The sequence below is a fragment of the Paenibacillus algorifonticola genome (genome assembly GCF_050481745.1).
Classification (GTDB): domain Bacteria; phylum Bacillota; class Bacilli; order Paenibacillales; family Paenibacillaceae; genus Pristimantibacillus; species Pristimantibacillus algorifonticola_A.
This window is the reverse complement of record NZ_JBCNGR010000035.1, coordinates 52,719-76,721: the sequence shown is the minus strand read 5'-3', so window position 1 is coordinate 76,721 and position 24,003 is coordinate 52,719. Positions and strand designations below refer to the sequence as shown.

Annotated in this window: 24 protein-coding genes; 9 read left to right on the top strand and 15 right to left on the bottom strand. The window is 43.5% G+C overall.

What is annotated here, in order from left to right; translation table 11 throughout:
- Positions 1–16 precede the first annotated feature (16 nt).
- The 4 genes from ABEW34_RS24785 to ABEW34_RS24770 form a co-directional block, all read right to left on the bottom strand.
- The gene (locus tag ABEW34_RS24785; protein WP_430162521.1) at positions 17–889 is read right to left on the bottom strand and encodes an ABC transporter permease; all 873 of its coding nucleotides are present in this window, start codon (positions 887–889) and stop codon (positions 17–19) included.
- 200 nt (positions 890–1,089) lie between these two features.
- Complete coding sequence (locus tag ABEW34_RS24780) at positions 1,090–2,781, bottom strand: ABC transporter substrate-binding protein (RefSeq protein ID WP_430162312.1); 1,692 nt, start codon at positions 2,779–2,781, stop codon at positions 1,090–1,092.
- 123 nt (positions 2,782–2,904) lie between these two features.
- Positions 2,905–4,653, bottom strand: a complete 1,749-nt coding sequence (locus ABEW34_RS24775; RefSeq protein WP_430162310.1) for a sensor histidine kinase — start codon at positions 4,651–4,653, stop codon at positions 2,905–2,907.
- A gap of 14 nt (positions 4,654–4,667) precedes the next feature.
- On the bottom strand, positions 4,668–6,233 hold the full coding sequence (locus ABEW34_RS24770; RefSeq protein ID WP_430162308.1) for a response regulator transcription factor: 1,566 nt from the start codon (positions 6,231–6,233) through the stop codon (positions 4,668–4,670).
- Between the two features lie 290 nt (positions 6,234–6,523).
- Here ABEW34_RS24770 and ABEW34_RS24765 point away from each other — a divergent pair, with 290 nt between their 5' ends.
- Positions 6,524–6,841 (top strand): hypothetical protein, encoded by a 318-nt coding sequence (locus tag ABEW34_RS24765; protein WP_430162306.1) that lies wholly within the window; start codon positions 6,524–6,526, stop codon positions 6,839–6,841.
- 113 nt (positions 6,842–6,954) lie between these two features.
- On the opposite strand, the gene ABEW34_RS24760 is transcribed toward ABEW34_RS24765, so the two are convergent.
- Positions 6,955–7,200 (bottom strand): sugar phosphate nucleotidyltransferase, encoded by a 246-nt coding sequence (locus ABEW34_RS24760; RefSeq protein ID WP_430162304.1) that lies wholly within the window; start codon positions 7,198–7,200, stop codon positions 6,955–6,957.
- A 51-nt stretch (positions 7,201–7,251) separates the two neighbouring features.
- Here ABEW34_RS24760 and ABEW34_RS24755 point away from each other — a divergent pair, with 51 nt between their 5' ends.
- Together ABEW34_RS24755 and ABEW34_RS24750 are read left to right on the top strand one after the other, a co-directional pair.
- Positions 7,252–8,241, top strand: coding sequence for a glycosyltransferase family 4 protein (locus ABEW34_RS24755; RefSeq protein WP_430162302.1), 990 nt, complete (start codon positions 7,252–7,254; stop codon positions 8,239–8,241).
- A 5-nt stretch (positions 8,242–8,246) separates the two neighbouring features.
- A complete protein-coding gene (locus ABEW34_RS24750) occupies positions 8,247–9,284 on the top strand; it encodes a CotS family spore coat protein (RefSeq protein ID WP_430162300.1) in 1,038 nt (345 codons plus the stop codon).
- Between the two features lie 205 nt (positions 9,285–9,489).
- Here the strand turns inward: ABEW34_RS24750 and ABEW34_RS24745 are convergent, their stop codons facing one another.
- Positions 9,490–10,218 carry a bleomycin resistance protein gene (locus tag ABEW34_RS24745; RefSeq protein WP_430162298.1) on the bottom strand — a complete coding sequence of 243 codons (729 nt, stop codon included), beginning with the start codon at positions 10,216–10,218 and terminating at the stop codon, positions 9,490–9,492.
- Between the two features lie 171 nt (positions 10,219–10,389).
- Between ABEW34_RS24745 and ABEW34_RS24740 the strand changes: the two genes are divergently transcribed.
- The 5 genes from ABEW34_RS24740 to ABEW34_RS24720 all read left to right on the top strand — a co-directional run bounded on the left by ABEW34_RS24740 (position 10,390) and on the right by ABEW34_RS24720 (position 15,324).
- Positions 10,390–11,094: a MerR family transcriptional regulator gene (locus tag ABEW34_RS24740; RefSeq protein WP_430162296.1), complete on the top strand. Its 705-nt coding sequence runs from the start codon at positions 10,390–10,392 to the stop codon at positions 11,092–11,094.
- Between the two features lie 128 nt (positions 11,095–11,222).
- On the top strand, positions 11,223–12,737 hold the full coding sequence (locus ABEW34_RS24735) for a spore germination protein (protein ID WP_430162294.1): 1,515 nt from the start codon (positions 11,223–11,225) through the stop codon (positions 12,735–12,737).
- Between the two features lie 30 nt (positions 12,738–12,767).
- Positions 12,768–13,940 carry a Ger(x)C family spore germination protein gene (locus ABEW34_RS24730; protein ID WP_430162292.1) on the top strand — a complete coding sequence of 391 codons (1,173 nt, stop codon included), beginning with the start codon at positions 12,768–12,770 and terminating at the stop codon, positions 13,938–13,940.
- A gap of 14 nt (positions 13,941–13,954) precedes the next feature.
- The gene (locus ABEW34_RS24725) at positions 13,955–14,188 is read left to right on the top strand and encodes a hypothetical protein (protein ID WP_430162290.1); all 234 of its coding nucleotides are present in this window, start codon (positions 13,955–13,957) and stop codon (positions 14,186–14,188) included.
- A 29-nt stretch (positions 14,189–14,217) separates the two neighbouring features.
- Positions 14,218–15,324 carry a GerAB/ArcD/ProY family transporter gene (locus tag ABEW34_RS24720; RefSeq protein WP_430162288.1) on the top strand — a complete coding sequence of 369 codons (1,107 nt, stop codon included), beginning with the start codon at positions 14,218–14,220 and terminating at the stop codon, positions 15,322–15,324.
- A 217-nt stretch (positions 15,325–15,541) separates the two neighbouring features.
- Here the strand turns inward: ABEW34_RS24720 and ABEW34_RS24715 are convergent, their stop codons facing one another.
- The gene (locus ABEW34_RS24715; RefSeq protein WP_430162519.1) at positions 15,542–16,222 is read right to left on the bottom strand and encodes a X2-like carbohydrate binding domain-containing protein; all 681 of its coding nucleotides are present in this window, start codon (positions 16,220–16,222) and stop codon (positions 15,542–15,544) included.
- A gap of 301 nt (positions 16,223–16,523) precedes the next feature.
- The gene (locus ABEW34_RS24710; RefSeq protein WP_430162286.1) at positions 16,524–16,889 is read right to left on the bottom strand and encodes a MerR family transcriptional regulator; all 366 of its coding nucleotides are present in this window, start codon (positions 16,887–16,889) and stop codon (positions 16,524–16,526) included.
- 116 nt (positions 16,890–17,005) lie between these two features.
- On the opposite strand from ABEW34_RS24710, the gene ABEW34_RS24705 reads away from it, so the two are divergent.
- Positions 17,006–17,656 (top strand): nitroreductase family protein, encoded by a 651-nt coding sequence (locus tag ABEW34_RS24705; protein ID WP_430162284.1) that lies wholly within the window; start codon positions 17,006–17,008, stop codon positions 17,654–17,656.
- 159 nt (positions 17,657–17,815) lie between these two features.
- Here ABEW34_RS24705 and ABEW34_RS24700 read toward each other — a convergent pair whose 3' ends face one another.
- The 7 genes from ABEW34_RS24700 to ABEW34_RS24670 all read right to left on the bottom strand — a co-directional run bounded on the left by ABEW34_RS24700 (position 17,816) and on the right by ABEW34_RS24670 (position 23,866).
- Positions 17,816–18,493 (bottom strand): DUF6273 domain-containing protein, encoded by a 678-nt coding sequence (locus ABEW34_RS24700; protein WP_430162282.1) that lies wholly within the window; start codon positions 18,491–18,493, stop codon positions 17,816–17,818.
- Between the two features lie 293 nt (positions 18,494–18,786).
- Positions 18,787–19,458, bottom strand: a complete 672-nt coding sequence (gene catA / locus ABEW34_RS24695) for a type A chloramphenicol O-acetyltransferase (RefSeq protein WP_430162280.1) — start codon at positions 19,456–19,458, stop codon at positions 18,787–18,789.
- Positions 19,459–19,653: 195 nt separating this feature from the next.
- The gene (cyoE, locus tag ABEW34_RS24690) at positions 19,654–20,574 is read right to left on the bottom strand and encodes a heme o synthase (RefSeq protein WP_430162278.1); all 921 of its coding nucleotides are present in this window, start codon (positions 20,572–20,574) and stop codon (positions 19,654–19,656) included.
- A 429-nt stretch (positions 20,575–21,003) separates the two neighbouring features.
- Positions 21,004–21,372: a VOC family protein gene (locus ABEW34_RS24685; RefSeq protein ID WP_430162276.1), complete on the bottom strand. Its 369-nt coding sequence runs from the start codon at positions 21,370–21,372 to the stop codon at positions 21,004–21,006.
- Between the two features lie 358 nt (positions 21,373–21,730).
- Positions 21,731–22,699 (bottom strand): alpha/beta hydrolase, encoded by a 969-nt coding sequence (locus tag ABEW34_RS24680; protein ID WP_430162274.1) that lies wholly within the window; start codon positions 22,697–22,699, stop codon positions 21,731–21,733.
- A 52-nt stretch (positions 22,700–22,751) separates the two neighbouring features.
- Positions 22,752–23,729, bottom strand: coding sequence for an alpha/beta hydrolase (locus tag ABEW34_RS24675; protein ID WP_430162272.1), 978 nt, complete (start codon positions 23,727–23,729; stop codon positions 22,752–22,754).
- Positions 23,726–23,866 (bottom strand): hypothetical protein, encoded by a 141-nt coding sequence (locus ABEW34_RS24670; RefSeq protein ID WP_430162270.1) that lies wholly within the window; start codon positions 23,864–23,866, stop codon positions 23,726–23,728. The genes ABEW34_RS24675 and ABEW34_RS24670 overlap by 4 nt, the downstream gene beginning before the upstream one ends.
- Between the last annotated feature and the right edge of the window lie 137 nt (positions 23,867–24,003).

Below are 24,003 nucleotides of genomic sequence, written 5' to 3'. Positions count from 1 at the left end.
CCTCCTTGCACATGGATTAGTAGAGCCTGCTTTGACCTAACCGTTTCGCAATATGGTTCGCTGCGATCAGAAAGATAAAGCTGACAACCGTTTTAAACATACCGGCGGCCGTTGCCAAGCCATAGTTATTCATCTGCATGCCATATTTCAAAACGAATATATCCAGATTTTCTGAATAGTCCACGTTCATACTATTGCCAAGCAAGTATTGCGGCTCAAATCCTGATTCAAGAATAAAGCCAAGGTTCATAATTAATAAAATAACGATGACAGGTCTCATGCCTGGAAGTGTAATATGCCAAATACGCTGTAACCGTGACGCACCATCCATTTCTGCCGCTTCATATTGCGCAGGGTCGATCGTTAAAATGGCAGCGAGATAGATAATCGTGTTCCAGCCTACATTTTTCCATATTTCAGATACCCCTAGAATGCCCCAGAAATATTCTCCTTTACCTAACCAGAGAATAGGCTGATCAATCAGCTGCAGCTTCAGCAGCAGGATGTTGACAATACCCTCGGGAGAAAGTGCGGTTTGCACAATGTTTGCCGCAACAACCCAGGAAATAAAATGGGGTAAGTAGCTAATCGTTTGCACCGTTCTTTTGAAATAAACGTTGCGAAGCTCATTAAGCAGCAGTGCTAATACAATAGCTGTTATGAATCCTAATACGAGATTAATGGAGCTCATGACAATCGTGTTGCGCAGTACGAGATAAAAGGCCTCTTCTTTAAATAAAAATTTGAAGTTATCAAGCCCAACCCATTTTTGATCAAAAAGATCCTTAGCCGGCTTGAATTTCTGAAAAGCGATTGTCCAGCCCCAAAGCGGAACGTACTTGAATAAAATGACCCAAGCTAAAAAGGGCAACGACATCAGCATTAGCATTTTCTGCTTGGATAGTCTTTTCAATAAGTTTGTTTTGTGCAAGCGGCCAGTAGCCGTTGCTGCAATTAGCTCAGTCTGTTTCCCCACTCCAGACGCCTCCTTTATATATAAATTTCTAATAATGAAATATTTTGGAAGTAAAAAGCGAAGCTAGCTCCACCTTTTACTCGCCTCATCTCCCATTAGCTGCTTATTCTAGCTTACCATTTACCTGCAACACGTTCCTTCACCTTGTTTGTAATAAAGGCTTCAAAGCCAGCAACGTCCAGCTTGCTGAATTCCTTCACATACTCATTCCAGATGGATTCATAGGCTGATTTGGATGCAAACACCAGCTTCGGATAATATTTCTTTTGCAAATCCTCGGATTTTTGATTATAAATCTGTTCGGGAGAGCCTTGCTCCTTCAAAATACTCCAAGCAGGATACCATGGTCGTTCTACCGGCTGCGCAAACATTTTGGAGAAGGTTTCCACTTTATAGGCTTCAAGCAATTTGAGATCGCCTTCTGTATAATTCGCAGCCGCTACCTCAGGCTGATTGCCTACAGTATAGGAATTGCCATCCTCAAATACAGAGTTGCTGCCATAACGCGGCCATTCATAATCAAAATACGCCCATCCGTACGAACGTTTAAACTCATTATCATTACGATTGGCAAGCTGCTGCTTATCCATCACAAAGCGGCCTTCTTCGTTCTTGGAATAGGTTTCACCTTCTTGCCCCCATTGAACCAGCTTCTGATTCTCTTCGGTCAGCAGGTTGTCCCAATATTTAATAATACGGACAGGGTCCTTTGCACTGACGGAAATCCCGATCCCGCGATTGTTGACGAATGCAGGAGGATCAATATAAGCATCTTTAATACTTTCGTCGAATACGATTGGGAGCCCTACATAACGAAGATCGTCATTGCCGGCAGCTTTAAGGTTGTTGGTTGCATCTCCTGTCTGCCATCCATAGTTGAAATACCCAAGCACACGACCGGAAGTAAGCTTGGCAAGATATTGGTCCTTGTTAGCTGTAAAGGTTTCTGGATCAAGCAAGCCTTTGCTGTTTATATCATTTAGTGCAGTCAGCCATTTTTTCTCGAACTCCGAAGCTGCATACACTTTAGCTTCATGGGTGTTCATATCAACCATTACGTTGCCGTCGTTTGGATACCCGGCTAAATGCATAGGCACGTTTGTAATGGAATAGAAATCACCCGACACACCTGCGGAAGTAATGAATCCGATTGTACTTTTACCGTCCATCGTAGGATATTTGGCTTGATATTTCTCAATCAGATCAAAATATTGATCGAGTGTCTTCACTTCAGGGTAGCCAAATTCCTTCAATACACGGCGTTGAATCCAGAAGGCGCCCTGCCCAATGTCAGGCTCAGTCAAATATCCGTTGACATTAGCAGTGTACGGAAGAATATATATATTTCCGTCCTCGCTCTTGATTTTATCCATGTAATCGCCATATACCCGTTTAATGTTCGGGGCATGCTTCTCGATTAAATCATTTAATGGAATAAGTGCTCCTGCATCAATCAGCTTCTCAAGCTCCGCAACTGGGGATATAACGTCGGGATATTCTCCCCCGGCAATCATAACGCCAGATTTTGTGCTCGCATCGCCGACGACAAATTCCATCTTCCAGTCAACACCTGTTTGCTGCTCAAGCACCTTGCCGATGGTCGTGTCGCTGGCAAGCACATCCTTGTTCGAGCCGAAGCCAAAGTAGGTAAAGGTCACCGGCTCTGTACTCACTTCGGAGCCCTCCGTCTTACCTGCTTCATTGTTTCCAGCGTTCTTTTCTCCACCATTGCTGCAGCCTGCAATAAGCAATGCCGAAGCCATTATAATTGCCATACTTGTCTTTAGCCATTTCTTGTTGATCATCACTTTGTCCCCTCTCTTGCAACAATAATTGTAAGCACTTTCATTATAAAAGAATTGAGGGAGCAATGTTATACCGCAAACCTTAGAATGTTCTTTGTAAAGTAAAGGATCTGATCCGCCAGTTTAATGATTTTCATTTCCCATCGGCAAACGCAGCATAATTCGCGTGCCTTTCCCCGCATGACTGTCTATCGTATAATCAAACGAATTTCCATAACAAAGCTTCAAACGTGTTAATACATTTTTCATGCCTACCGAATCGCCCATTGTCACGTCCTCGGAAAAGTAATGATGCAGCTCCTCCCGTTTTTCTTCGCTCATGCCGCCGCCATTATCGGCAATAACAAATAAAATCCGGCCCTTGTCTTGTCCAATTTGAATGGTAATAAAGCCGATTCCGGGACTGCTTTCAACGCCGTGAATGCTGGCATTTTCTACGAAGGGCAACAAAGTCATTTTCGGTATTTCATATTCCAGTAATGATTGTTCAACCGCAATTTGGAACTGAAGCTTATCATCAAAGCGATACTTTTGGATTTCCAGGAAGCTTTCAATCAATTCCAGTTCATCACGTATCGTAACGAAGCTGCGCTTCCACGAAATCGACTTGCGAAATATTTTTGCCATATTATGAATGGTGTTGGCCGTTTCTGCTTCCCCCTTCATCAGACTTCGCATACGGACCGTTTCCAGTGCATTAAACAAAAAATGCGGATTGATTTGGCTGTGCAGCGCATGAAGCTGTGCCTGTCTTTGACGTATCTCCAGCTCCTTTTTTTGGATATCCGCTACATAAACATCATTAATTAAATTTTCTATTCGCTCGCTCATCCGGTTAAATTCAACAGCAAGCTCGCCTATCTCATCCCGTTCCCGATTATAGGGGATTCTTCCAATCGTTTTGTTCCTTACTGACTTCATGTGCACTAAAATATCCTTTATTCGTGTATGGATCGAACGGGATACCATTGTGATAATGAGGGTAGGAACAAGAAAATTGATGATCGCGAACCACAGAATAAACTGCCCTGACTGCCGCACCTCATACAATATCTTCTTCTCATCCATTACGCCATATAACGTCCAGCCTTCCATATAACGTCTATCATGATATTGCTTTTGGATAACAATCGGCTCATCCGGCTTTTTAATCTCATTGACCGTCCATTTGTCGCCTGCCGCTAGCTGGTCGCCCAACTGCCCATTAACAAGATGGCTGTAGCGAACCTCGTTGCTTGGGTCCAAAATATAAATATCGCCCTCAAAGCTGGAGAGTGCTATTAATTGAGCAATGTACTCCATATTAAGATCAATCTTTATAATATGCTCGTAGGCTTGATCACGCTGATCTGCTATTTTTTGAATGACACTGATGTTTTCCGGCGTTACATGCAAAAACGGATACGTATTGCTGTAATCCTCCACATGCTGATACCAGTCGCTGGCCCGGATCGCATCATCAAGCTTGACTATATCGCCAGAGACCAAAATAGTCGGATTATCACTCATGATGACAGCCGAGCTCAACATTTTATATTCCTTGTCCGATCGATTGAAAATGTTGGAAATGGATGCAAGCGACTCGATATATTGATCGTAGGTTTTATATTCCGTATTCAGATGATGGATGAGCGATTTATCAATGGAATACAAATAGGTAATGCCTGCCGCATCATCAATGGCGACGCCCAGTTCTTTTTTCAACTGCGTAATCGCCAGTTCCGCGTCTGCCTTCTTCTGATTTTTTATCTTATTGGTCATGACGTTATAAAACATAATATTCGTCAGCACAATGGGGATAAATACGCAGACGATATAGATGAAAATCAGTTTGTTTCGCAGCTTTAAATGATGCAGACTAAATTTGAACACCCTGCATAGCCTCCTTATTTTCTGCCAATGATCTTATTGCGATAATCCGTCGGAGTCATTTTTTCCAATTTTTCAAATTGTGTCGCAAAGTAATCTGAATTCGGAAATCCCACGAGCTCTGCGATTTTATACATACGATTGTTCGTTTGCCGCAGCAGACGCTTGGCTTCTTCAATGCGCAGTGAAAGCAAATACTCATTAAAATAAACGCCATAGCTTTTGCGAAAGAGCTGGCCGAGATAAACAGGATTCATATAAAATTTTGCTGCGATTCCTTTCAAATTTATATTTTCCGTAAAATTCGCATCAATATATTTTTTTATTTTTTCAATGCTGCCCTTTCCTTTTTCACTTCGCTTTGCAGCTATATAGCCAGCCGATTCTTCTACAAAACGCAAGCATATATGCCGAAGCTGCTTCAGGTTGCGATATTTGTTTGGCCAATCCAGCAGTTCATTCAGCAGCAGCAGCTCCTTCTCATCCCCTTCAAATTGTCTGATGGTGTTTATGACTGCAATAATGCACCTTCTAATGGTATTGGCGACTGCGTCTGGAGCAAAACGCAATTGCTGAAATTGTTCAAAAATAGTATGGATGACCGTCTCGTAGCCCTCACGCACATTCTCTTCCATCTCGGTAATCAATTTGCTGTGCAATTCTTCATCTACGTCAAAATAATATAAGGACAGCGGAAGCATTTCAGAGGCCATTATAATACTGCACGAGCCTGCAGCAAAACGGTAATTCAAGCATTGGTTTGCATGGCTTCCGGATTGGTCCATGCGCTTAAGATGCTCCTCCCTGCTTCCGATGAATAAGCTTATCGTCGTTCCCAGCTCTTTCTCAAGCATATCCAGCAGCCAGGCATAGGCCGTATGCTCGTTTTCGCCCCATTGCATTAGCCAGGCTTGTGGGACAATAAGTCCATACTGATTGTTCTCGCGCACATGAAGGAGCGGAAGCGTCCCTTCGCTCTGCATATACCGTTGAAGCGCCGTCTGTATGGCCGGTAAATAATCGAAGGATCCGGGCAGCCGCATATCCTGTATTTCTGCAATGACATAAGTGTAAGAAGCAGCGGCTGGAAGCTTCAATATCTGGGAAATTTGCTGAATGACCTGGTCGTTGGGCTCTGTCTGCAGCAAGGTTGCGATAATGGTATCAGCGAGCGGCTTCTCTCCTGTATATGACAATAGCTGCATTTGATTCAGCGTATTTTCCACCTTTTTCAAAGTGGCGCCCAGCTCTTTCTTGTCAACTGGCTTCAAAATATAATCCGATACATTGTAGCGCAGGGCTTGCTGCGCATAAGTGAAATCATGATGGCCGCTTATAATAATAAATAGAGGCTGGTGGTCTCCCTCCTCCTTCACATGCTTGATCAGCTCGAGACCATCGAGCATAGGCATCCTGATATCCACAATAACCAGATTAGGCTTCAGTCGCTCAATTAGCTCAATAGCTTGCTTTCCATTCTCTGCTTCTCCGCATATTTCGAATTGCATGGCGGCCCAATTCATTAAATTGATCAGGCCCTTTCGCACAAATATTTCGTCATCCACAATAAGCACCTTATACATAGCTGATCCTCCTTCATCCTGTGCAGCCGTCCGTTTGATCTTATGATACCATGCTCAAGAAACAAGTCTATTCTTCGGAACACGCGTCTTAAGGTGCCGCCGGCTATTTTCTAGTAGGACCAAATTATATTAGACTCCGACGTATATTTAATTTTATTTAGACTATGAAAACAATCAAATGCCTCGTTACAAATAATAGATTGCGGTCATATATTGTAGGATAAACGAGAAAGGGGGTTTGCATATGTCAAACTTCAATTCATCCTCCTGCTCTGGCGGCAATCGTAGAGGTGGTAACCGTACGGGCGGCAATCGCACTGGAGGCAGCCGTACTGGCGGTAGCCGTACTGGCGGCAGCCGTACTGGCGGTAGCCGCACTGGAGGCAGCCGTACTGGCGGCAATCGCACCGGCGGCAATCGTTCCCATGGTAACCGCACGGGCGGGGAGCGTTCACATGACAATTGCCATGGTCATCGTTCACATGGTCATCGTTCGCATGGTCATCATCATCGCTCGCATGGTAACTGCAATCGGGCTGAGCAATTCAATAGAAACTCGGACGACGATTTCGAGTAAGCAGCTAAGCAATCCTCACACTGGGTACTGACTGTCGCCTTCTGCTGAAGGCGGCTCTTTTTGTCTACACAAAAAACAGAAAAAAGAGAGTAAAGAGAACCCTAAACGAGCTTCATCGTCGTTTGAAGGTCCTTCCTATCCCCCTTAAGACTGCTTGTTCATTTTGTAAGCATGACGCTGTGCATGAATATACTCACTTTCAATACTAGTATCATACCATTTCTCTTTAAAAACATAGCCATACGCTTCATCCTGCTGACACAGAACGTTCAACGCATCCGTTAGCTGAAGCTCTTCCCCTCTGTCAGTCTCCAATTGGTCAAGAGCTGCAAATATTTTCGATGTCAAAATATATCTGCCCATGACCGCAAGCCGGGATGGCGGGTTCAACTTGGGCTTCTCGACAATGGAATTAAGCCGGTATACCCCAGCCTGAATCTGTTGCCCAGAAATGACTATAAGGAAGCCTCCCCGACTAGCCGTTTTGTCGTCAGCCTGCATAACGAAATGTTTGAGCGCAACAAAATATCCGACGTCGATGCCGAGCTTTGTGTGGAATATGTGCACAAAATAACGACGGTAAGCAACTATATTAAATCAACGATTACCAGGCGTATTCCCGCTGCCGAGGAGAAAACAGAACCGATTTTCTCCGGAATTGACCCTGATTCTTACCATCCCATTTGGACCTCCCGCGGCTTGCAATTACGCAATCAAATGCGTGAAAAATACGGCGTTCAGAACAAAAAAGTTATTTTGTTTGTTGGACGGCTCAGCGTCAAGAAAGGACCTCACCTGCTCATTGAGGCAATGGACCGTGTCCTTGATGAGCATCCGGATGCGGTCCTTGTTATCGTCGGCGGCAAATGGTTCAGCGACAACACCGTGGATAGCTATGGACAATGGTTATTGAAGCTGGCTGAGCCTTATCGCAGCAGAGTCATCTTCACCAAATTCGTTCAAGCTGACGAAATTCAAAATTATTTTTCCATGGGCGACGTATTTGTCTGCAGCTCCCAATGGCAGGAACCGCTCGCTCGTGTTCATTATGAAGCGATGGCAGCCGGAGTCCCCGTCATTACAACCGATCGTGGCGGCAATGCCGAAGTCGTTCAACATAAGCGCAATGGCTATATTGTTCGCACCTACAACAGTGCAGATTCATTTGCCGATGCTATTAACTATATGCTTACTTATAGGGACGAAGCCCGAACGATGGCGTATAGAGGAAGGGAAATGGTCGAAGGATTTTTCACATTCAAGCATGTTGCGGATCGTTTAAATAAAATTTACTTGGACGCTTACAGAAGCGAGCCTACCCCATTATCAAAAATTACGGTTACCAAACTTAAAAGCCGGTTCACTAGGCCCCTTCGCGAAAAAATCAAACGCCGCTCTAGCATCAAACGAACTCCGCAAAGGGGCAGGTAACGATTATGCAAACGATAACTGGACTGATGTCCCAATATCCGCTTCAAGTGAAGAGTATTAAGCTCATCTCGGATAAAAGAAAGAAGGCAACCTGGAGCCTTGCGACAAGCGCGGGAACTAAAATTTTGAAGAAGGCGCCCGTCTCCAAGCAAAGGCTCCTCTTCCTCCTTCAAGCGATTAGACATTTGCAGAAAAATGGTGCACCTATCCCTCGCATGGTAGCTACCACGGATGGAAAGGATTACGCGGAGGACAGCAGCGGCAGCTGCTACGTCTTGTCAGACGCAGCGGAAGGCGAATCGCCCTCCTATGCAACGGGAGATCTCCTTCTCATTATGAAGGAGCTTGGAAAGTTTCATATGGCTTCCCGAGGTTTTCAATCCACCTATACGACGAATGAAAGGGAGCATCTTGGCAGCTGGGGACGGAGCTATGCGAAGCATCTCGATCAATTAGAGCGGTTCAAGGGAATGGCCCTCAGCAGCAGGAGCGGTAAGAGCGGCAGCATTAGCAGTAGCAGCAGCGAATTTGAAAGGCTGTTTCTTCTGCATGTGGACAAATTTATTGACCAAGGAAAAGCTGCACTGCACTTGATTCAAAGCAGCCCATACACCAACTGGGTCAATAAAGTAGCCGTGCAAAGAAACCTTTGCCATCAGGATTTTGCAGCAGCCAATTTGATAAAGACCCGGCAAGGGCTTGCCATTATCGATATGGATTCCTTAACCTTTGACTTGCCCGCAAGGGATATTCGCAAAATATTCAACAAGGTGATGAAGAAGCATGGCTGGAGCTCATCTAAAGCCATATCCATGCTGCGTGCTTATCGTGAGGTTCATCCTTTAAGCGCCGAGGAATGCAGCGTCATCTATGCGGATCTGCTATTCCCTCATCTTTTCTATGGCTTATCGAGCAAATACTTCAATAAACGTACGGAATGGAATGCTCCCCAAACGATACAGAAGCTCAAAGCTTTAATTACGTCAGATCGCGAGCGCCAGCAAATGCTTGCATCGTGGGACAGCATTGTCAAACAATCTTAAGCACGAAGCTTCTTTTAGTCTTGCTCTGGCGTTTTCAGGCAAGCCTTAGCTTATAACGAGGCCTCTCTATGTTGAAGCCGCTGCAGAAGCAGCGGCTTCAGCTTGTGTAGGAATAGAACCAAGGCGTGGCTAATACTCAACTTAACGGATTAAGTTCTGCCCTTAGATTGGAATGAAACTGGAGGCTAATCGCCTCCGCCTCCTCTTAGCACGTGTCCCCACCTTCCAAGTAGGCTCTAAGTTCCTTTAGTTTTTCGTATTCTTCAGTCGCATCTCCAAGTACTGTACCGGATAACGACATCCGGTCTGCTTCTTGGACGAAAGTATTTACAATAGCTCGTTCATCCATGGAGAGGGCGATGTCGGCACGTAATACATACGCTCTATATCGAAGCTTTGCCGATGCTTCTTCGGCTTTTGGAAGAACAAGATCCAGCACTTTGGCCGCAGCCGCTGGTTCGTCCTTGGCGTACATCAACCGGTATGAGGTTTCGAACGCGCTAGCAAATTTGGAGTTCTCTTCCACGATTAGCTTTGGGGCGGCATGCTTAGTTCCAATCAACAAGCGGTTACCGGCAGGATCGATGATATGGAATCTGCGATCTTCCATCAGGTTGCTCGGTTTAGAAATTCTGGGATATCCCTTGGTGGGGATTTTCCGGTACGCTTTTTTTAAATTTTCGCTGAATTCCTTATACACGGCATCCACGTCAGGAATGTGAACGTAGCACAAGCTATAAGAATTTGCTGGATTCAATTGCTTGAGTACAAAGAAATGCAGTTCCACGATACTGTGACGGACGCAAGCGTATAGGTTTGGTTTGGCTTGACGATAGGTCACTTCGAAGCCTAGCGCTTGGTAGAAATCCAACTGTTCGTCAATAGATCTGCTGGGTAAAATAGGGATCGCGGTTCCGAAGCGTTTTGTTGACAAGTGCTCAACCTCCTCATTTATAGGTCTTATTAACCCAATTACCTCTTTATCGTACAACATTAGTGCAAATGCTAATGTTCATATAGATTTATCCATGTATTATACTGATTCTAGATAAAAAGCCGTCATGTGGTTTAACTATTAATTACAGGTTGAAAGAAGGGAATCGAGATGAAAGGTATGGAGATAGCAAAGAAATTGAAGATAAGCACGAGTGCATTAAGGCATTATGAAGCTTGGGGACTTATTCCTAAAGTCGAGAGAATGGCAAATGGGTATCGCAACTATACAAAGGAACATGAGGCTTATTTTCAATGTATACGTGCGATGTACGCTGGTTTTGGAATGAATATAATTCGAGAGGTTATGCCACGCATCGTAAATGGGGAAAAACTCGATGCTTTATGGATAATTAACAAGGCACAAGTAAACCTTCATACAGAAAAGGAAACCGTACAAAGAACAGTTGAGATGCTTGATTTAAAAGAGTGGACAGATTTCCCAAAGTATCGTAATAAACATTCGTTTACGATTGGAGATGTAGCTAAAGAAGCGAATGTATCTGCTTCCGCAATTCGGCATTGGGAAAAGGAAGGGTTAATTAGGCCCGAGCGCCAAAAGGAGAGTGGATTCCGTATATATAGCCCTTCTGATATTCGCAAGGTGCTTATCATCCGCACGGTTCAAAGAGTAGCGTACTCCTTGGATATTGTTCGTGAAGTATTGTCAGGTCTTGATAAAAAAAACATTGCTCAAGTTAAGCTAATTGCCCTAGAGTCTCTTCAATACATTGATAATGCATTGGTTGAACAGATGCGCGGTATCGCTTGTTTGCATAATCTTCTTGATGTTGTGTCAAATAAGGAAGAACAGTAGGTAAACCCTTTTAACATTTCTTTACGTGAATCCATCCGATATATAAACAAAAAACTGCGAAGCATGAATAAATCTTATTAGAATTGAAGACCATTAAAGCATAGTTCTTACTTCTGGAGGTTAACAGCATGAACCAAATGAGCTTTGCCAGTACCCGCTCAGAAACGGATATCCAGCCGATTTCACCCGTATTGGAATCTAATTTAAAATGGCTCGAAACGCATTTTGAATACTGCGAAGACTTGTCCGTTTTTCAGTGGCACTTTGGACCAGAGCTCCAATCCACAGCATTTTCCGTTTATTTCGATTCGTTATTTGAAAATAAAGCATTAAATTATATGAAAGCATCGCTACAGGACCTTGTCCCCCATGAAGTAGGCCCTGCCATTTCTGTCACTCCTGAAGATGTCATTCGCTTTTTCAGCAACCACGGTGTTTCCTCGCAATCCTCCAAGCTTGTACACGATCTAATAGAAGCTAGTGATGATATTGTTACAGGGCATCTTGTTATCTTCATTAATGGCTGGAATCAAGCTTTGTCTTACAAAGTTGCTTCAATAACAACCAGGCAAGTAAGCGAACCGAGTGCAGAATCCGTAGTTCATGGTCCACGTGAGAGTACAGTTGAAAACTTGCAAAAGAATATCGGTATGTTAAGGCAGCGGTTAAAAACCCCTAATTTTAAATTAGAAAAATTCACGCTTGGGGTAGAAACCAAAACTGAAGTCAATATCGGCTATTTGATAAATGCAGTTAACTTGGAAGTCTTAGCTGAGTTAAAAGAGCGAATTTCCAGAATGAAGGAAATTAATGTTCTTGACACCTCTTTTATTGAAGAGTGGATTGAGGATTCGACTTATTCTCCATTCCCTCAATACCGCTATACAGAACGGCCAGATACCGCTACTGCAGCTTTGTTGGATGGTAAAATCATCGTGCTCGTCGAAGGCACAGGTTCGATTTTACTATGCCCGGGACTTTTTACAGAAATGTATCAATCCTCGGAAGACTTTTACCAAAGAAGTATAATTGCCTCCTTAGTTCGCATAATGAGGATAATTGCATTTTTTATTGCTTTAAGCTTGCCCAGCATATATATTGCTTTAACGACTTTTCATCCAGAATTGATTCCTACTGTCCTTTTACTTGCCCTTATGAATGCGCGTGAGGGCATTCCTTTCCCTGCATTTTATGAAGCCGCGATAATGGAATTCTTCTTTGAACTTCTTCGGGAAGCCGGAGCGCGATTGCCAAGACAAATTGGCTCCACTATAAGTATTGTTGGCGCTCTCGTTATTGGTGAAGCAGCCATATCCGCAGGTATTGCCTCTCCATCGATGGTCGTGGTCGTTTCCTTAACCGGAATTGCTTCATTTGCCATTCCTCAATATAACATGGCTACTGCTTTAAGAATTATAAAGATCCCGCTCATGATTTTAAGCACATTCCTGGGTGGATTCGGTCTGATGATAGGTTTTCTCTGGATCTTGCTACATTTAACAAGTCTCAGATCCCTTGGGCAGCCCTATCTAACCCCTCTAGCGCCTCTTCAACCTAAGCAATTACTGGATACACTCATTCGTGCGCCGTTAAAAATTTTACTGCGTTCACCGCGCAATAAGTTATTCGGATCTAAAAAATAAAAGGCAATTTTTTTGAGAGAAGGCTCTTTTATGCGAAAAACCGCATTTGCCGCCTGTATGATGGTCTGCATTCTATTGCTGCCGGGTTGCTGGGACAAGACAGAACTTACAGATCGGTCCTTAATCCTAGGCCTTGCCATCGACAAGGCCGATAACGGAATGATTGAGCTTACCGTGCAAATATACAAGCCGGGACTTTCCGGCGGTTCACAAGGAAAGCAAAGCGGAGATGTTTCTTATATCAATGTGCAAACTAAGAGTAATACGATGTTTGATGGGATTCGTGATATTATCCTTCAAATTGGACGCAAAGCACAATGGAGCCATTTGCGGACTATCATTGTAGAAGATCAGTTAGTACAACTATATCCTATCGGTGAGGTTTTGGATTTCTTTTACCGGGATCATGAGGCTAGACTTAGCTCTTCGTTTTTTATTTCCCACGGGAAAGCATCGCAATATTTAAAAATGAAGCCTTTAATCGAAAAAACAGTAAGTCAACAGTTGTGGCAAGTTACCAAAAAATCCAATCAACACAATTACAAAACGACCAACACTTCGTTACTTGAACTATTCATCGGTCTACGCAGCCAGACGGGGATTTCGTTAGCTCCTTACATCACTAAAGGCGGAGACAAAGGAGAGCATCTGGTGGCCACCGGAATGGCAGTCTTACAAAAGGGAAAATGGAAGGGAATCGTTTCTCCTCAAGATACGCAAATGATACATATGTTAAATAATAAGTTCAAGAGTGGAATTATCCGCGTGCCGTGCGAAACTCCAAACGATTCGGGCGATGCAAGCAATAATTCCCTGGAAATATTATCCTTCCATTCCAAACTAAAACCACAAATTGCAGGTGAAGCAGCCCAGCTTCAAGTATTCGTTCAAGTATCAGGAGCTATTGGAGAGATGAGGTGCATGACATTAAAAACGCCGGAAGATGAAAAAAAATTTAACGAAGCCGTGGCTCGGACAATTGAACAATCTTTAAGAGAAACTTTCAATCGAATGAAAAAAAAGGAATTAGACCTAATTGGTTTAGGAGATCGGATATATCGTAAAGATCCAGCCCTATGGAAACGGTGGAAGAAAAATTGGGGAGAGCGTTTCGCTAATACTCAAATCGACATTAAAGTAAAAGTTGAAATAAAGAATAGCGGAACTGCAATACCAAAACCGCTTTCCATAGACCAGCAATGAGGGAGCAAGAACGGATGGCTGAAAAAATGATTGTTGTGATTTCGAGTTATTTGTTAATGACGTTCTATAATCTTTCAAAAATAAAGAATATGGTGCTGCGCGACAAGATCGCATATGGTGTGATCGTTTTTGTCTCTATTTATCTTTGTGTTGAGTATGTTGGAGGGTTTGGAATGCCGTTTCTTCATGACATCGCATCATGGCTGTATAAAGATTGGGCTCAACATATTGTTGAGTATTTAGACTAAGATTCTTAGAAAGGAGCAGCATAATCTTTATGAATAAACAAACCATTAGTCAAGATCAATTGATCGTATTGTTTTTTGTTTATTTGACTGGCTCAGTTATTGTAAACCTTCCCGGTCCGTTAATTGGATTCGCCCATAACGGTGTGTGGATATCTCTGCTGCTCTCCGGCACGGTTGCCATGATTCAATTGCTGCTTGTTCTTTACTTGGATAAGGAATATCCCGGAAAATCTTTTAGTGAATACAGTCAAGCTGTTTTGGGAACCTGGCCCACCATTGTGATTGTGATCCCGTTTATTTCGCTCTTATTTGAAATGAGTACTGATATCGTACATGAAGTAGGTAAATATGTTAACAGTTCTTTAATGAGGCAAACTCCTCAGTACATATTTGATATCTTTATTTTCACCACAGTCGCCATAACAGTACGAGCAGGAATTGAAGTCATGAGTAGAATGTTTACCATTCTCATCTTTATCATGATGCTGTTCATCGTCTTGACTTTGTTGTTTTCTATTCCTAATTATCACACAGAATTTCTTTTTCCTATTCTTCCTGACGGAATAAAACCTGTATTACATGGCGCCTACCTTTCATATGGTTTCACCCACGCAGAACCGGTGTTACTCGCCCTACTCCTGCCTTTTGTTCGTCGGCCGACCCCGAATTTACATAAAAAGCTGGTTATTGTGTTTGGTATCAGCATCATCCTATTGATTGCGGTCGCTATAGCAACCATTCTTGTTTTCGGGCCCTTGGCCGGGGAAAGAAAGTATTCGATGGTAGAGGTTGCACGAATGATTGATCTACAACCTATTCAACGGGTCGAATTCATTGTTGGGATAGCTTTAATCGTCGGTTCCTACATGAAAGCTTGCATTATAATTTTCATATTAAATCATTTAGTTGTACGTATATGTAAATTAAAGGATGAGAACGTATTTATATTACCTCTGACTTTTATCAATATGATAAGTGCTTTTCTTTTACAAAGAAGCGAAGCAAAATTGGCCGAGCACATCACGGTAATTCTTCCAATTTGGAAGTTGACCGGATTTACAATTCCTCTGTTGCTCGTGGTTGCCATTCATCTGCTGAAGAAAATGCTTGGCTTACAAAAGACGCCAACCAAATGAGAGGCTCAGCGTTTCTTGACAATAGAACCTATATCTCATTAAATTTAAAATACTTTTTCCAATTCAAGCTGCGGTTTTAATAAAAATTCCCCCTACAGAAGTAGGAGGAAAGCAGCCTTGGCGAATGCAGAGAGGCTATTTAAATAAGCGGAGGTTCAATACTCCGACTTCGTTAAGAGGCTCTTTCCCTCCCGACAAGAGTTCAGCCCTACGCCGTTCACGGTTCCGTTCCCCATTGGAGAGCACCTGCGATGTAGCCGGTCTTTTTGCTCCAATCGGCGTAAGCCGTATGGGTCGGGTCGAAGGAGTAATCCCCCGTCTGCGAGTAGTTCGACCAATCGGACTTGGACACGCGGATCTGAATCTCAATGCTGGCTCCCGCAGCCAAGCTTCCGGCTCCGCTCGTAAAGCCAATCTTCAGATAGTGGTCGGCCCCGGTCAGGGAAGTCGCCAGCTTGACGATGGTGCCCGTTACATGGCTGCTGCCGACATGCGACCAGTCACAGAAAAAGTTCTGAGCGATCTCCCCATCAATCGTGTAATAATAACGCAGCAACACGTCGGACATATTGATGGCGGAAGTGCCGGTGTTCGTCAGCTTGATCCGCGGGTTCAGCGTATTGCTCGTTGCCGTAACGGTGGAATTATACTGCTGCACCTTGATGGCCCCGCTTCCGCTGGAGGTGGTATTTATCACGGATACCGTTAGAGCCGCATTCGCTCCCGCGCTGAAGTTGAACGTCAGCGTCGTTGTTCCAACCGGCTGGGCGGCTAGATAAGCCTTCTGAATCGTCACCGTTGTGTCCGATACGGTGTAGTCCGTACCGGCAATAAGGGTAGCTGTGCCATTCTTAATACTAGTAAGCGTGTTGCCGTTCAACGTCAGCGTAACTGGAATATTCGCCTACATGGCGGCATTCTTGTCAAAGACAGCGGTCGTCGGGCTGATGACCGAGCTGCTGCTGCTTCCCGTTGCGAATGCAGCAACAAACACCAGCCCCGAATCCTTGCTTCGTAATTACACTTCACCCGATATATTACAATATATTGAAAGCGTTTACTATATCAATTCTTTGCTTATAACACCTCGATCATGTAGATGCTGCCTTTATAATTACACCCGCTCATTTTAAAGCTGCCGCCCTCCTATGACGCCAAAGCAAAAAAAAGCCTGCCAAATCGTTTTGGCAGACCTACTATTAGTGTTTCCCAAATCCATCGTCACACGCAATATCCAATTCAAGAATATCGTATAGATTTTGTTTGGAATTCTCTAATTTTTTTTGAGCTTCTTCAATTTCTGAAATTTTCCCTTTAATAATGCGTGTTTGTTCCTCTTTTGATATTCCTTTTTTTGAAATCATGGATTTTATATCGTGAATTGAAAATCCAACAGCTAAACAATTTTTAACCGTATTTAGATGATTAACAACTTCTAAAGCGTAATTCCGATAGTTATTCTGTTCTCTCCATATATACTCATCCGTAATAATGCCTATTTTCTCATAGTAACGGATAGTTGATATCGGAAGATCAACCATTTTTGCTACTTCACTAATTTTCAACTTAAACACCCCGTTTTTGCTCTTGCTATAAAGTATACTTCATAGTTTACAATCCTCATAGTGCAGATAAGCTGCAGTACAATTTTGAAAACAATAGATAAAGGAGAGAAATTCACATGAGCAAAATCACCAGCAAATTCCACAAAACAAACGATTTTAATCAAATCGTCTTGGAGCGCCAATCCGTTAAAGTTTACGATCCTGAAGTGAAAATCAGCCGGGAGGAAATGACCGAAATATTGGCGAAAGCTTCCCGCGCCCCTTCTGCCATTAACATGCAGCCGTGGCGTTTCCTTGTCATCGACAGTGCTGAAGGCAAAGAAAAGCTTGCACCGCTGGCCTCCTTCAACCAGACGCAAGCTCTAACCTCCTCGGCTGTCATTGCGGTATTTTACGATGCAAACAATATTGAATATATGGACGAAATTTTCGGCAAAGCCGTGAAGCTTGGATACATGCCCCAGGACATTATGGATATGCAATTGCAACAAGTGAAACCTCATTATGCGAATATGGCCGCATCCGACCTGCGTGATATGAACCTGATTGACTCGGGCCTCATTTCGATGCAGCTGATGCTTGTTGCCCGTGCTCACGGCTATGATACCAACCCGATGGCTGGCTATGATAAGGATCAGATCGCTGAAGCCTTTGGTCTGGACAAGGATCGGTTCCAACCCGTCATGTTGATTTCTATAGGAAAAGCTGCCAAAGAGGGCTATCCTTCCTACCGCCTCCCGGTTGAAACGATTACAACTTGGGCCTAATCAGCCGTTACACTTGAAGATTAACCTAACTACGAAAGTAGGTATTCAACAGTATCATTCACGAGTAAAGATCGGTTTCAGATCACGTCCAAGTGATCCAAAACCGATCTTTTTTGTTTAAGCGATATATGAGCAGTAGCGGACATTCGTTGATAAAAACTAAGGAACTGTCACTTTTAAAGCGGGGCGCACGCCGTCACGAGCTAAGTTAACACGACCATAACTGCGTATACTGCTGCGTGGGCCAATAAAATAAGCACGTGAACAACTAAACGGCTGGGTTCTCAGCCACCACCAAGAGCAGCCTGATTCCTCACCATTCTCGATGATATAGTCAGCTTTAACGGTTTTATCATACACATACAGGTGACAGCCATCTTCCTTTTTTAGTTTGGAAAATTCTGTTCCTATTGCCCGACGTTTCACGTTTAAAGCGACTTCATCACGTTTAGAGGTCAGTTCTTTCACCTCCGATACACTGAGCAGAAAAACCTTGTCGTCCGTGTCCGCACTCCCCTCTCCGTTGTCAGCGCAATGTGCAGTCTTGATGAACCGCTTCTCGGAGTCATTGAATGCCGTGTTATAAAATTCATCGTTAAGCCACTTGCGCATATCAGAATCACGCCATGAGATATCAACAAATTCACCATGATACCGCCTGCAGTCCAGAATATACTCGCTCAACAGGAACAGCTCGCTGCCTGAATTTTGCAGCACCCGCCATCTGATCGGCGTTCTGTCTGCACCGCTCGCCGTCTGAGGATATGTGCCGAAAGTAATGATTGCGCCGGGCTCTGCGCTCCTAAACTGCGTGCAGGCAAAATTAACATTTTCCAAAAAAATCTCCAACTTTCGTTTTTAATTTAATTGTACAACGTTGATGCAATAACTAAGATGGGTTCTTCAATCCTTTGATTTACCGCACGATTCATTTCAAAAAACTTAACATACGTACTTTAATGTTTTACTTTAAGTAAAGACGGCAGTTCGAGAGAGTCGGCAAGCTATTCCTAGCCAAAACCGGCTTACTGCACGAAGTTAGGAGTGGGCTGACTTTTACACATAAAGAAGACCCGATGATCGAGAAAGGCATCACCGGGTTGTCGCTTCCTTATTCCATAACGTGTCCCTTAGCGGAATGGAGTATCGTTAGGCAGCCATTCCTTACAGGTATCAGCACGTAATTGCAGCTCATTATACAGCATCCCGGCATGGTAACCGTCGCATACAGCATGGTGAAATTGTCCGGATAATGGCAGCAGTATTTTATCATCCTGTTGAAAGTATTTCCCTATAGTAAAGATGGGGAGCAAAAAGGTTCCCTCGTTATAGATGTTCAAATTAAAGCCTGTGAAGCTGACCCAAGGAATGCTAGAAATAGGGAAAGTGTTGGGTTGTTCGTTTGGTTTAGAGGCAAATTGTTTAACCTTTCCGTACTTTTTCATATCATCAAGATAACGAATGTAGAAATCATTAAAATCTCCGCCGTACAAAGTCCACATGCTTGAAAAAGTCTTATCATCATCATGGAAAATGGTAAAGCTAGGAGACAAACGATCCCAATAGCCTAATGTCCCATCCGAATGAAAGCATGTGCGAAATTCATGATGGCGATTTACCACAGTAGTTATCATGTGGATGAGTGCAGGATACAGCTTTATCTCCTGACTCTTGAGTTCTTTCAGCAGCCGGGTAATATCCATATTTGCCGTCATGCTAAAGGTGCATCTGACCTTGTTTAAATAATGCTCAAAGTATGGTTTTCTACTCCAGTTATCCATAATAATCGGATTGAAATTCATTTATAATAACCTCCTAAAATGATTGCTTTTTTCGTTTTAGGAGGCTTGATCCACTGCTTTAATCATATCCGCAACACAATCCCTTTTATTATTTTAATACGGAGAAAAAAAGCCGCACTCTTTGCGGCTTTTTCATTAATGTCATCCAGCATCTTATGTCTTTTCAATAATAATCCCGACCGAGAGGGATTGCCTTTATAACAAAGGAGCACCCAAGGAGTAGCCGACGATCATTAGCAGCAGCACCGTGATGTGATTCAGCGAAAAAATGAACATCGAACGGGCCCACTTCTCCTCCGGCTTCCGTCGATATCCGTCGACGCTCAGAATTAACCAAGCCAAGCTCAGGAGCGCATTCGCCGCCGCGATGTATGGATTAAAGGACCAGAACATGAAGCTGCTGAGGAACAACGCAACCAGATATACATTCATCTGCACGTACGTTCTGCGAATGCCCTTGACGACCGGCAGCATCGGGATGTTAGCCGCCCGGTATTCCTCCATACGACGAATGCCAATGGCATAAAAATGTGGCATCTGCCAAATCACCATTAACAGGAACAACGCCATGGCACCAGGGTGAAAAATGTCAGGTGAGATTGCGGCCCAACCGATCAGCGGAGGCATCGCCCCTGACAAGCTGCCCACCTCCGTATTATAGATGGTTCTGCGCTTCGTCCACATGGTATAAGGCACAACATAGAGGAACAGCCCCAGAAAGCCGCAGTAAGCGGCAAGCGGAGAAGAAATATATAACGCGACAAGACCGCCTGCCGCGATCCAGATCCCCATGATTAGTCCGCTCCAGAGGTCAATAATCCCTGATACAGTCGGCCTATTTTTCGTCCGTTCCATAATGGCATCGATATCACGGTCATATAAATTATTGAAAATGCCAGCCGCTCCGATTACCAAGGCAGATCCAATCAAGGCGAGCACAATGTTGCCGATCTTATCGAAGAAAGATAGGTGATGAACGTACAGCGCCATGCTAAGCCCTGCGATCATCGCAATGAGGTTCGACTTAATAATGCCAAACTTTATCGTTTCAAAGAGCACCTTCGTTATGGAGGTGGGAATTCGTTCAATACTAGTTGTATTGCTTTGTACCAACATGAGCATAACACTCCCTGTATATGATTTCACTTCTATAGGTTACCATAAAGCGTCACATATTTGCTGATACTCAGTCAACCCTCATGATTCTGTCAAAAATCCTTGTCGCTTTCGTGAACAACCCGTTTGCCGGTCCAAGACGGCATGGTAAACAACTACGATTATGAGTGCAGATCGCCAATCCAATAGCTCCCTTTATTCCACTATGGCCGCTTTCAATCTCTTGAAGGATAGCTGACTTCTCTGCTGCACTAAGCTTCTTTTTAGACATGAAAAAACTCCCCTTACAGTAACAGGTTTTATTATTTCACCTGTCTACGTATGGGGAGCCTATCCCTTTTAGGAATATGGTCTAAATGTTGTAATAATCACCTGGCACCCTGCGACAGAGGAAGTCATCACTATCATTAAGCTGGATACATTTGCGGATTAGGCTTTACTGTGAAGGGTGACCAGGTAACCGTCCGGGTCGGCGAATGTAAAGGTTCGCCCGAATGGTCCATCTATTGGTGCGGATGTAATCTTTACGCCTGCTGCAATCAGCTTGTCGTGAATTTCTTGCGTATCAGGGGCATGAAGCCACAGAGCGACACCAAGTCCAGGCTGAGTACCTGAACCGAGTTCTATTCCTGGCATTAGGTCACGAAGAGCAAATGCAATAGGCTTTGTTTCAAAGACCACAGCATGAGGTGGTCCCGCCTGTGAGCGGACGAGTCCAAGATAGTTTTGATAGAATTCAGCAGAGCCTTCAAGATTGCTCACTTGAAGTGAAATGAAGTCGGGTCCAATTGCTGACATAGTGTCCTCCTTAGTGTATGCGGTTGTTTATGTGTTACAGGTTTCTCCAACGGTTTTTCTTAAAGGAATTGCGAAAACCATTCATATATGACGTACCCTTTAGCTCGCCATCGCCTCAAAATAAGCATGTGCAATCTTCAGTGCACCATTCGTTTCATTTAAAGTCATGTCATGTAAATAACCTCACTTTCATTTGTTTGTCTTGATTATACAATCCCCCTACTGCCACCTGTATGTCAGTAGCTTACTTTCATTTTTTCGATTTCTACTCTTATTCGGTTTTTGAATAATTCAGGTATCCAAAAATTCGACACAACAATTCTTCCGGTTAACGAGGTTCCCTGATTTTAGCTTTATTTTATTTGATATTGCTTAGGACGTCTTGATACAGGCTGTTATGATGAATCTCGGCGTCACTGCCTTTGAATGCCTTACCTGCTTCTTCATCCCCCTGCAGATGCCATATGAACCACGCAGTCATGTATCCATCGATTGCCTGGTATGTTTCGCCGTGATCGACAGCCGTCTTTCTAGCCATAATTTTTGCAACAGAATTCGGCAATGCCTCATAGTTTGTCTGAAGTGACCATAACGGACTGATACCCTGTCCTTCCGTTGCAACGATATTTTCAGCAGTACCTGCATTAAAGCTACCGGTACCCGCAGCCAGGAAAGTTGATATATTGACTTTTGAAAGATTATAGCTCCAATCGAGTCCAAATATGTTTTCCTGCCCCCAGTATGGAGATGTAGCACTGACGGCATATAATGCCTTATACATGTTTCCATGCCCCTGCGACGTCACTGCATTAATTGCTCCAACGCCGCCCTGTGAATGGCCACCGATTCCTATATGAGTTGTATCCACTTTACCGTAGAAAATACTGTTTTTGTCGTCGCTTAGCTCCAGCAGGAATTTAAGACTTGATTCCGAAGAAGCACCTGTTCTTGAATTTCCATCTTCATTGCCGATAACGATAAAGCCCCATGAAGTTAGATGCTTGAAAAATGATTTGTATGAGCTGGCAGGAATCCCTGTTCCGTTGGCAACCACTACGACCGGATATTTCATGTCGCTGCTTTCCAGTTTTTTCGGATACCAGATTTCATATTTTTTGATTGTCTCGTCCTCAGCCTCAAATTCCGCAAACGATACTTCCTGTGCTCCAAGAGCAGTATATTGCTTCTCGAGCGGCCGCTCTGTCTTCGTGAAATTGTAGTAATGTGAACTCTTATATTTTAAAAATATAACCCCTACTGAAACCAATAAGGCGATGATAATAACGATAATTAACGAAATTTTCAGGATAATTTTCATAATCCCCATACTCAAATTTCCTCCAACTTCTTTTTACTTATTTACTTGCCTGTTTTTCCGTTTATTTGACAGGTATATAAGTATCCAGATATTTTTCCACGGTCTCCATATACTTCACATACAGAGCATCGTCGTTTTGAAGGGCATGCCCCGAGTGCGGGAATTCGATGTACTCATGTGTAACGTTATTTTTTTCCAATGCATTGATTAAATACTTTACTGTATCAAACGGGCACACTTTGTCATATACGCCGTAGGCGGAGACAGTGGGGACCGAATTTTCATTGACCCACTTATATGCTGAAATCGGTTTGATCGCCTCTTCATAAGCTTCCGTGCCGAGCATATTCGCTGTGATTTCAGTACCGGCCATAATTGAAAACAATCCGGCTGCCGCTTCAGGGTTCTGATCGAGGCCGTATACGGACCAGTCTTCCGGGTAAAAGCTCGACGGCCCTACGGCTTCAAACAGCATCTTCACCGGAATCGGCGATTCATGCGCATCGCGGTATGCATAGAGCATCGCCAGCGTTCCTCCTGCGGAACCTCCGGATATGGCCATCGAATCAAGATTGTATCCTAATTTTTTTGCCTCTTCAACAATAAAGGGTATACTGCTTTTGATTTCCATTGACTGTGAATAAACGCTGGACTCAGGGTGTTCTTCATCACGCAAGGTGTAATTGATTCCCGCTGCCACATAACCTTTGGAGGACAACCACTGCAGCATTTTTGCATCATCCGATTTATCGCCCGAAGTAAATCCGCCCGCATGGAGATATACGACAAGACCGTAAGTTTCTTTTGTATGATCAGCCGGTACATATAAATCAAATTTGTTTGCTTCGCCGTCTCCGTAAGAAATATCGGTGTAGCTCGTTCCAATCTCATCGTTCCAATCAACCGAATATTTTTTTAAATCGGGAGAAATATAAGTCACTTTGAAAATAGCCGATCCAGCAAAAGAAACGATAAACGCCCCTATACATAGCAGAATAAACATGCCTGTTTTGTTTCCCTTCCTTTTACCTTTACTCATAGAAAATTACCTCCGAACAATGATCCGCCGACCATCAGATTAATAAACATTCGCACCGCCAGTCTTCCTAAAATCAACCCGGTAATCATGATTGCAGCGAGAATAACGATTCGTTTCATCGTAAAAAGTTTTGTCATAAGTGTCTCCTTTATCTTTGCGTTTTCAAACTCGTATTATCTGCCTTGACAATCTGTTGTAGCAGATGTATTCTACCGATGTGACAAATGTACCAGCCTTTAATTACAAGATCAATATTTACAATAAAAATGGCACA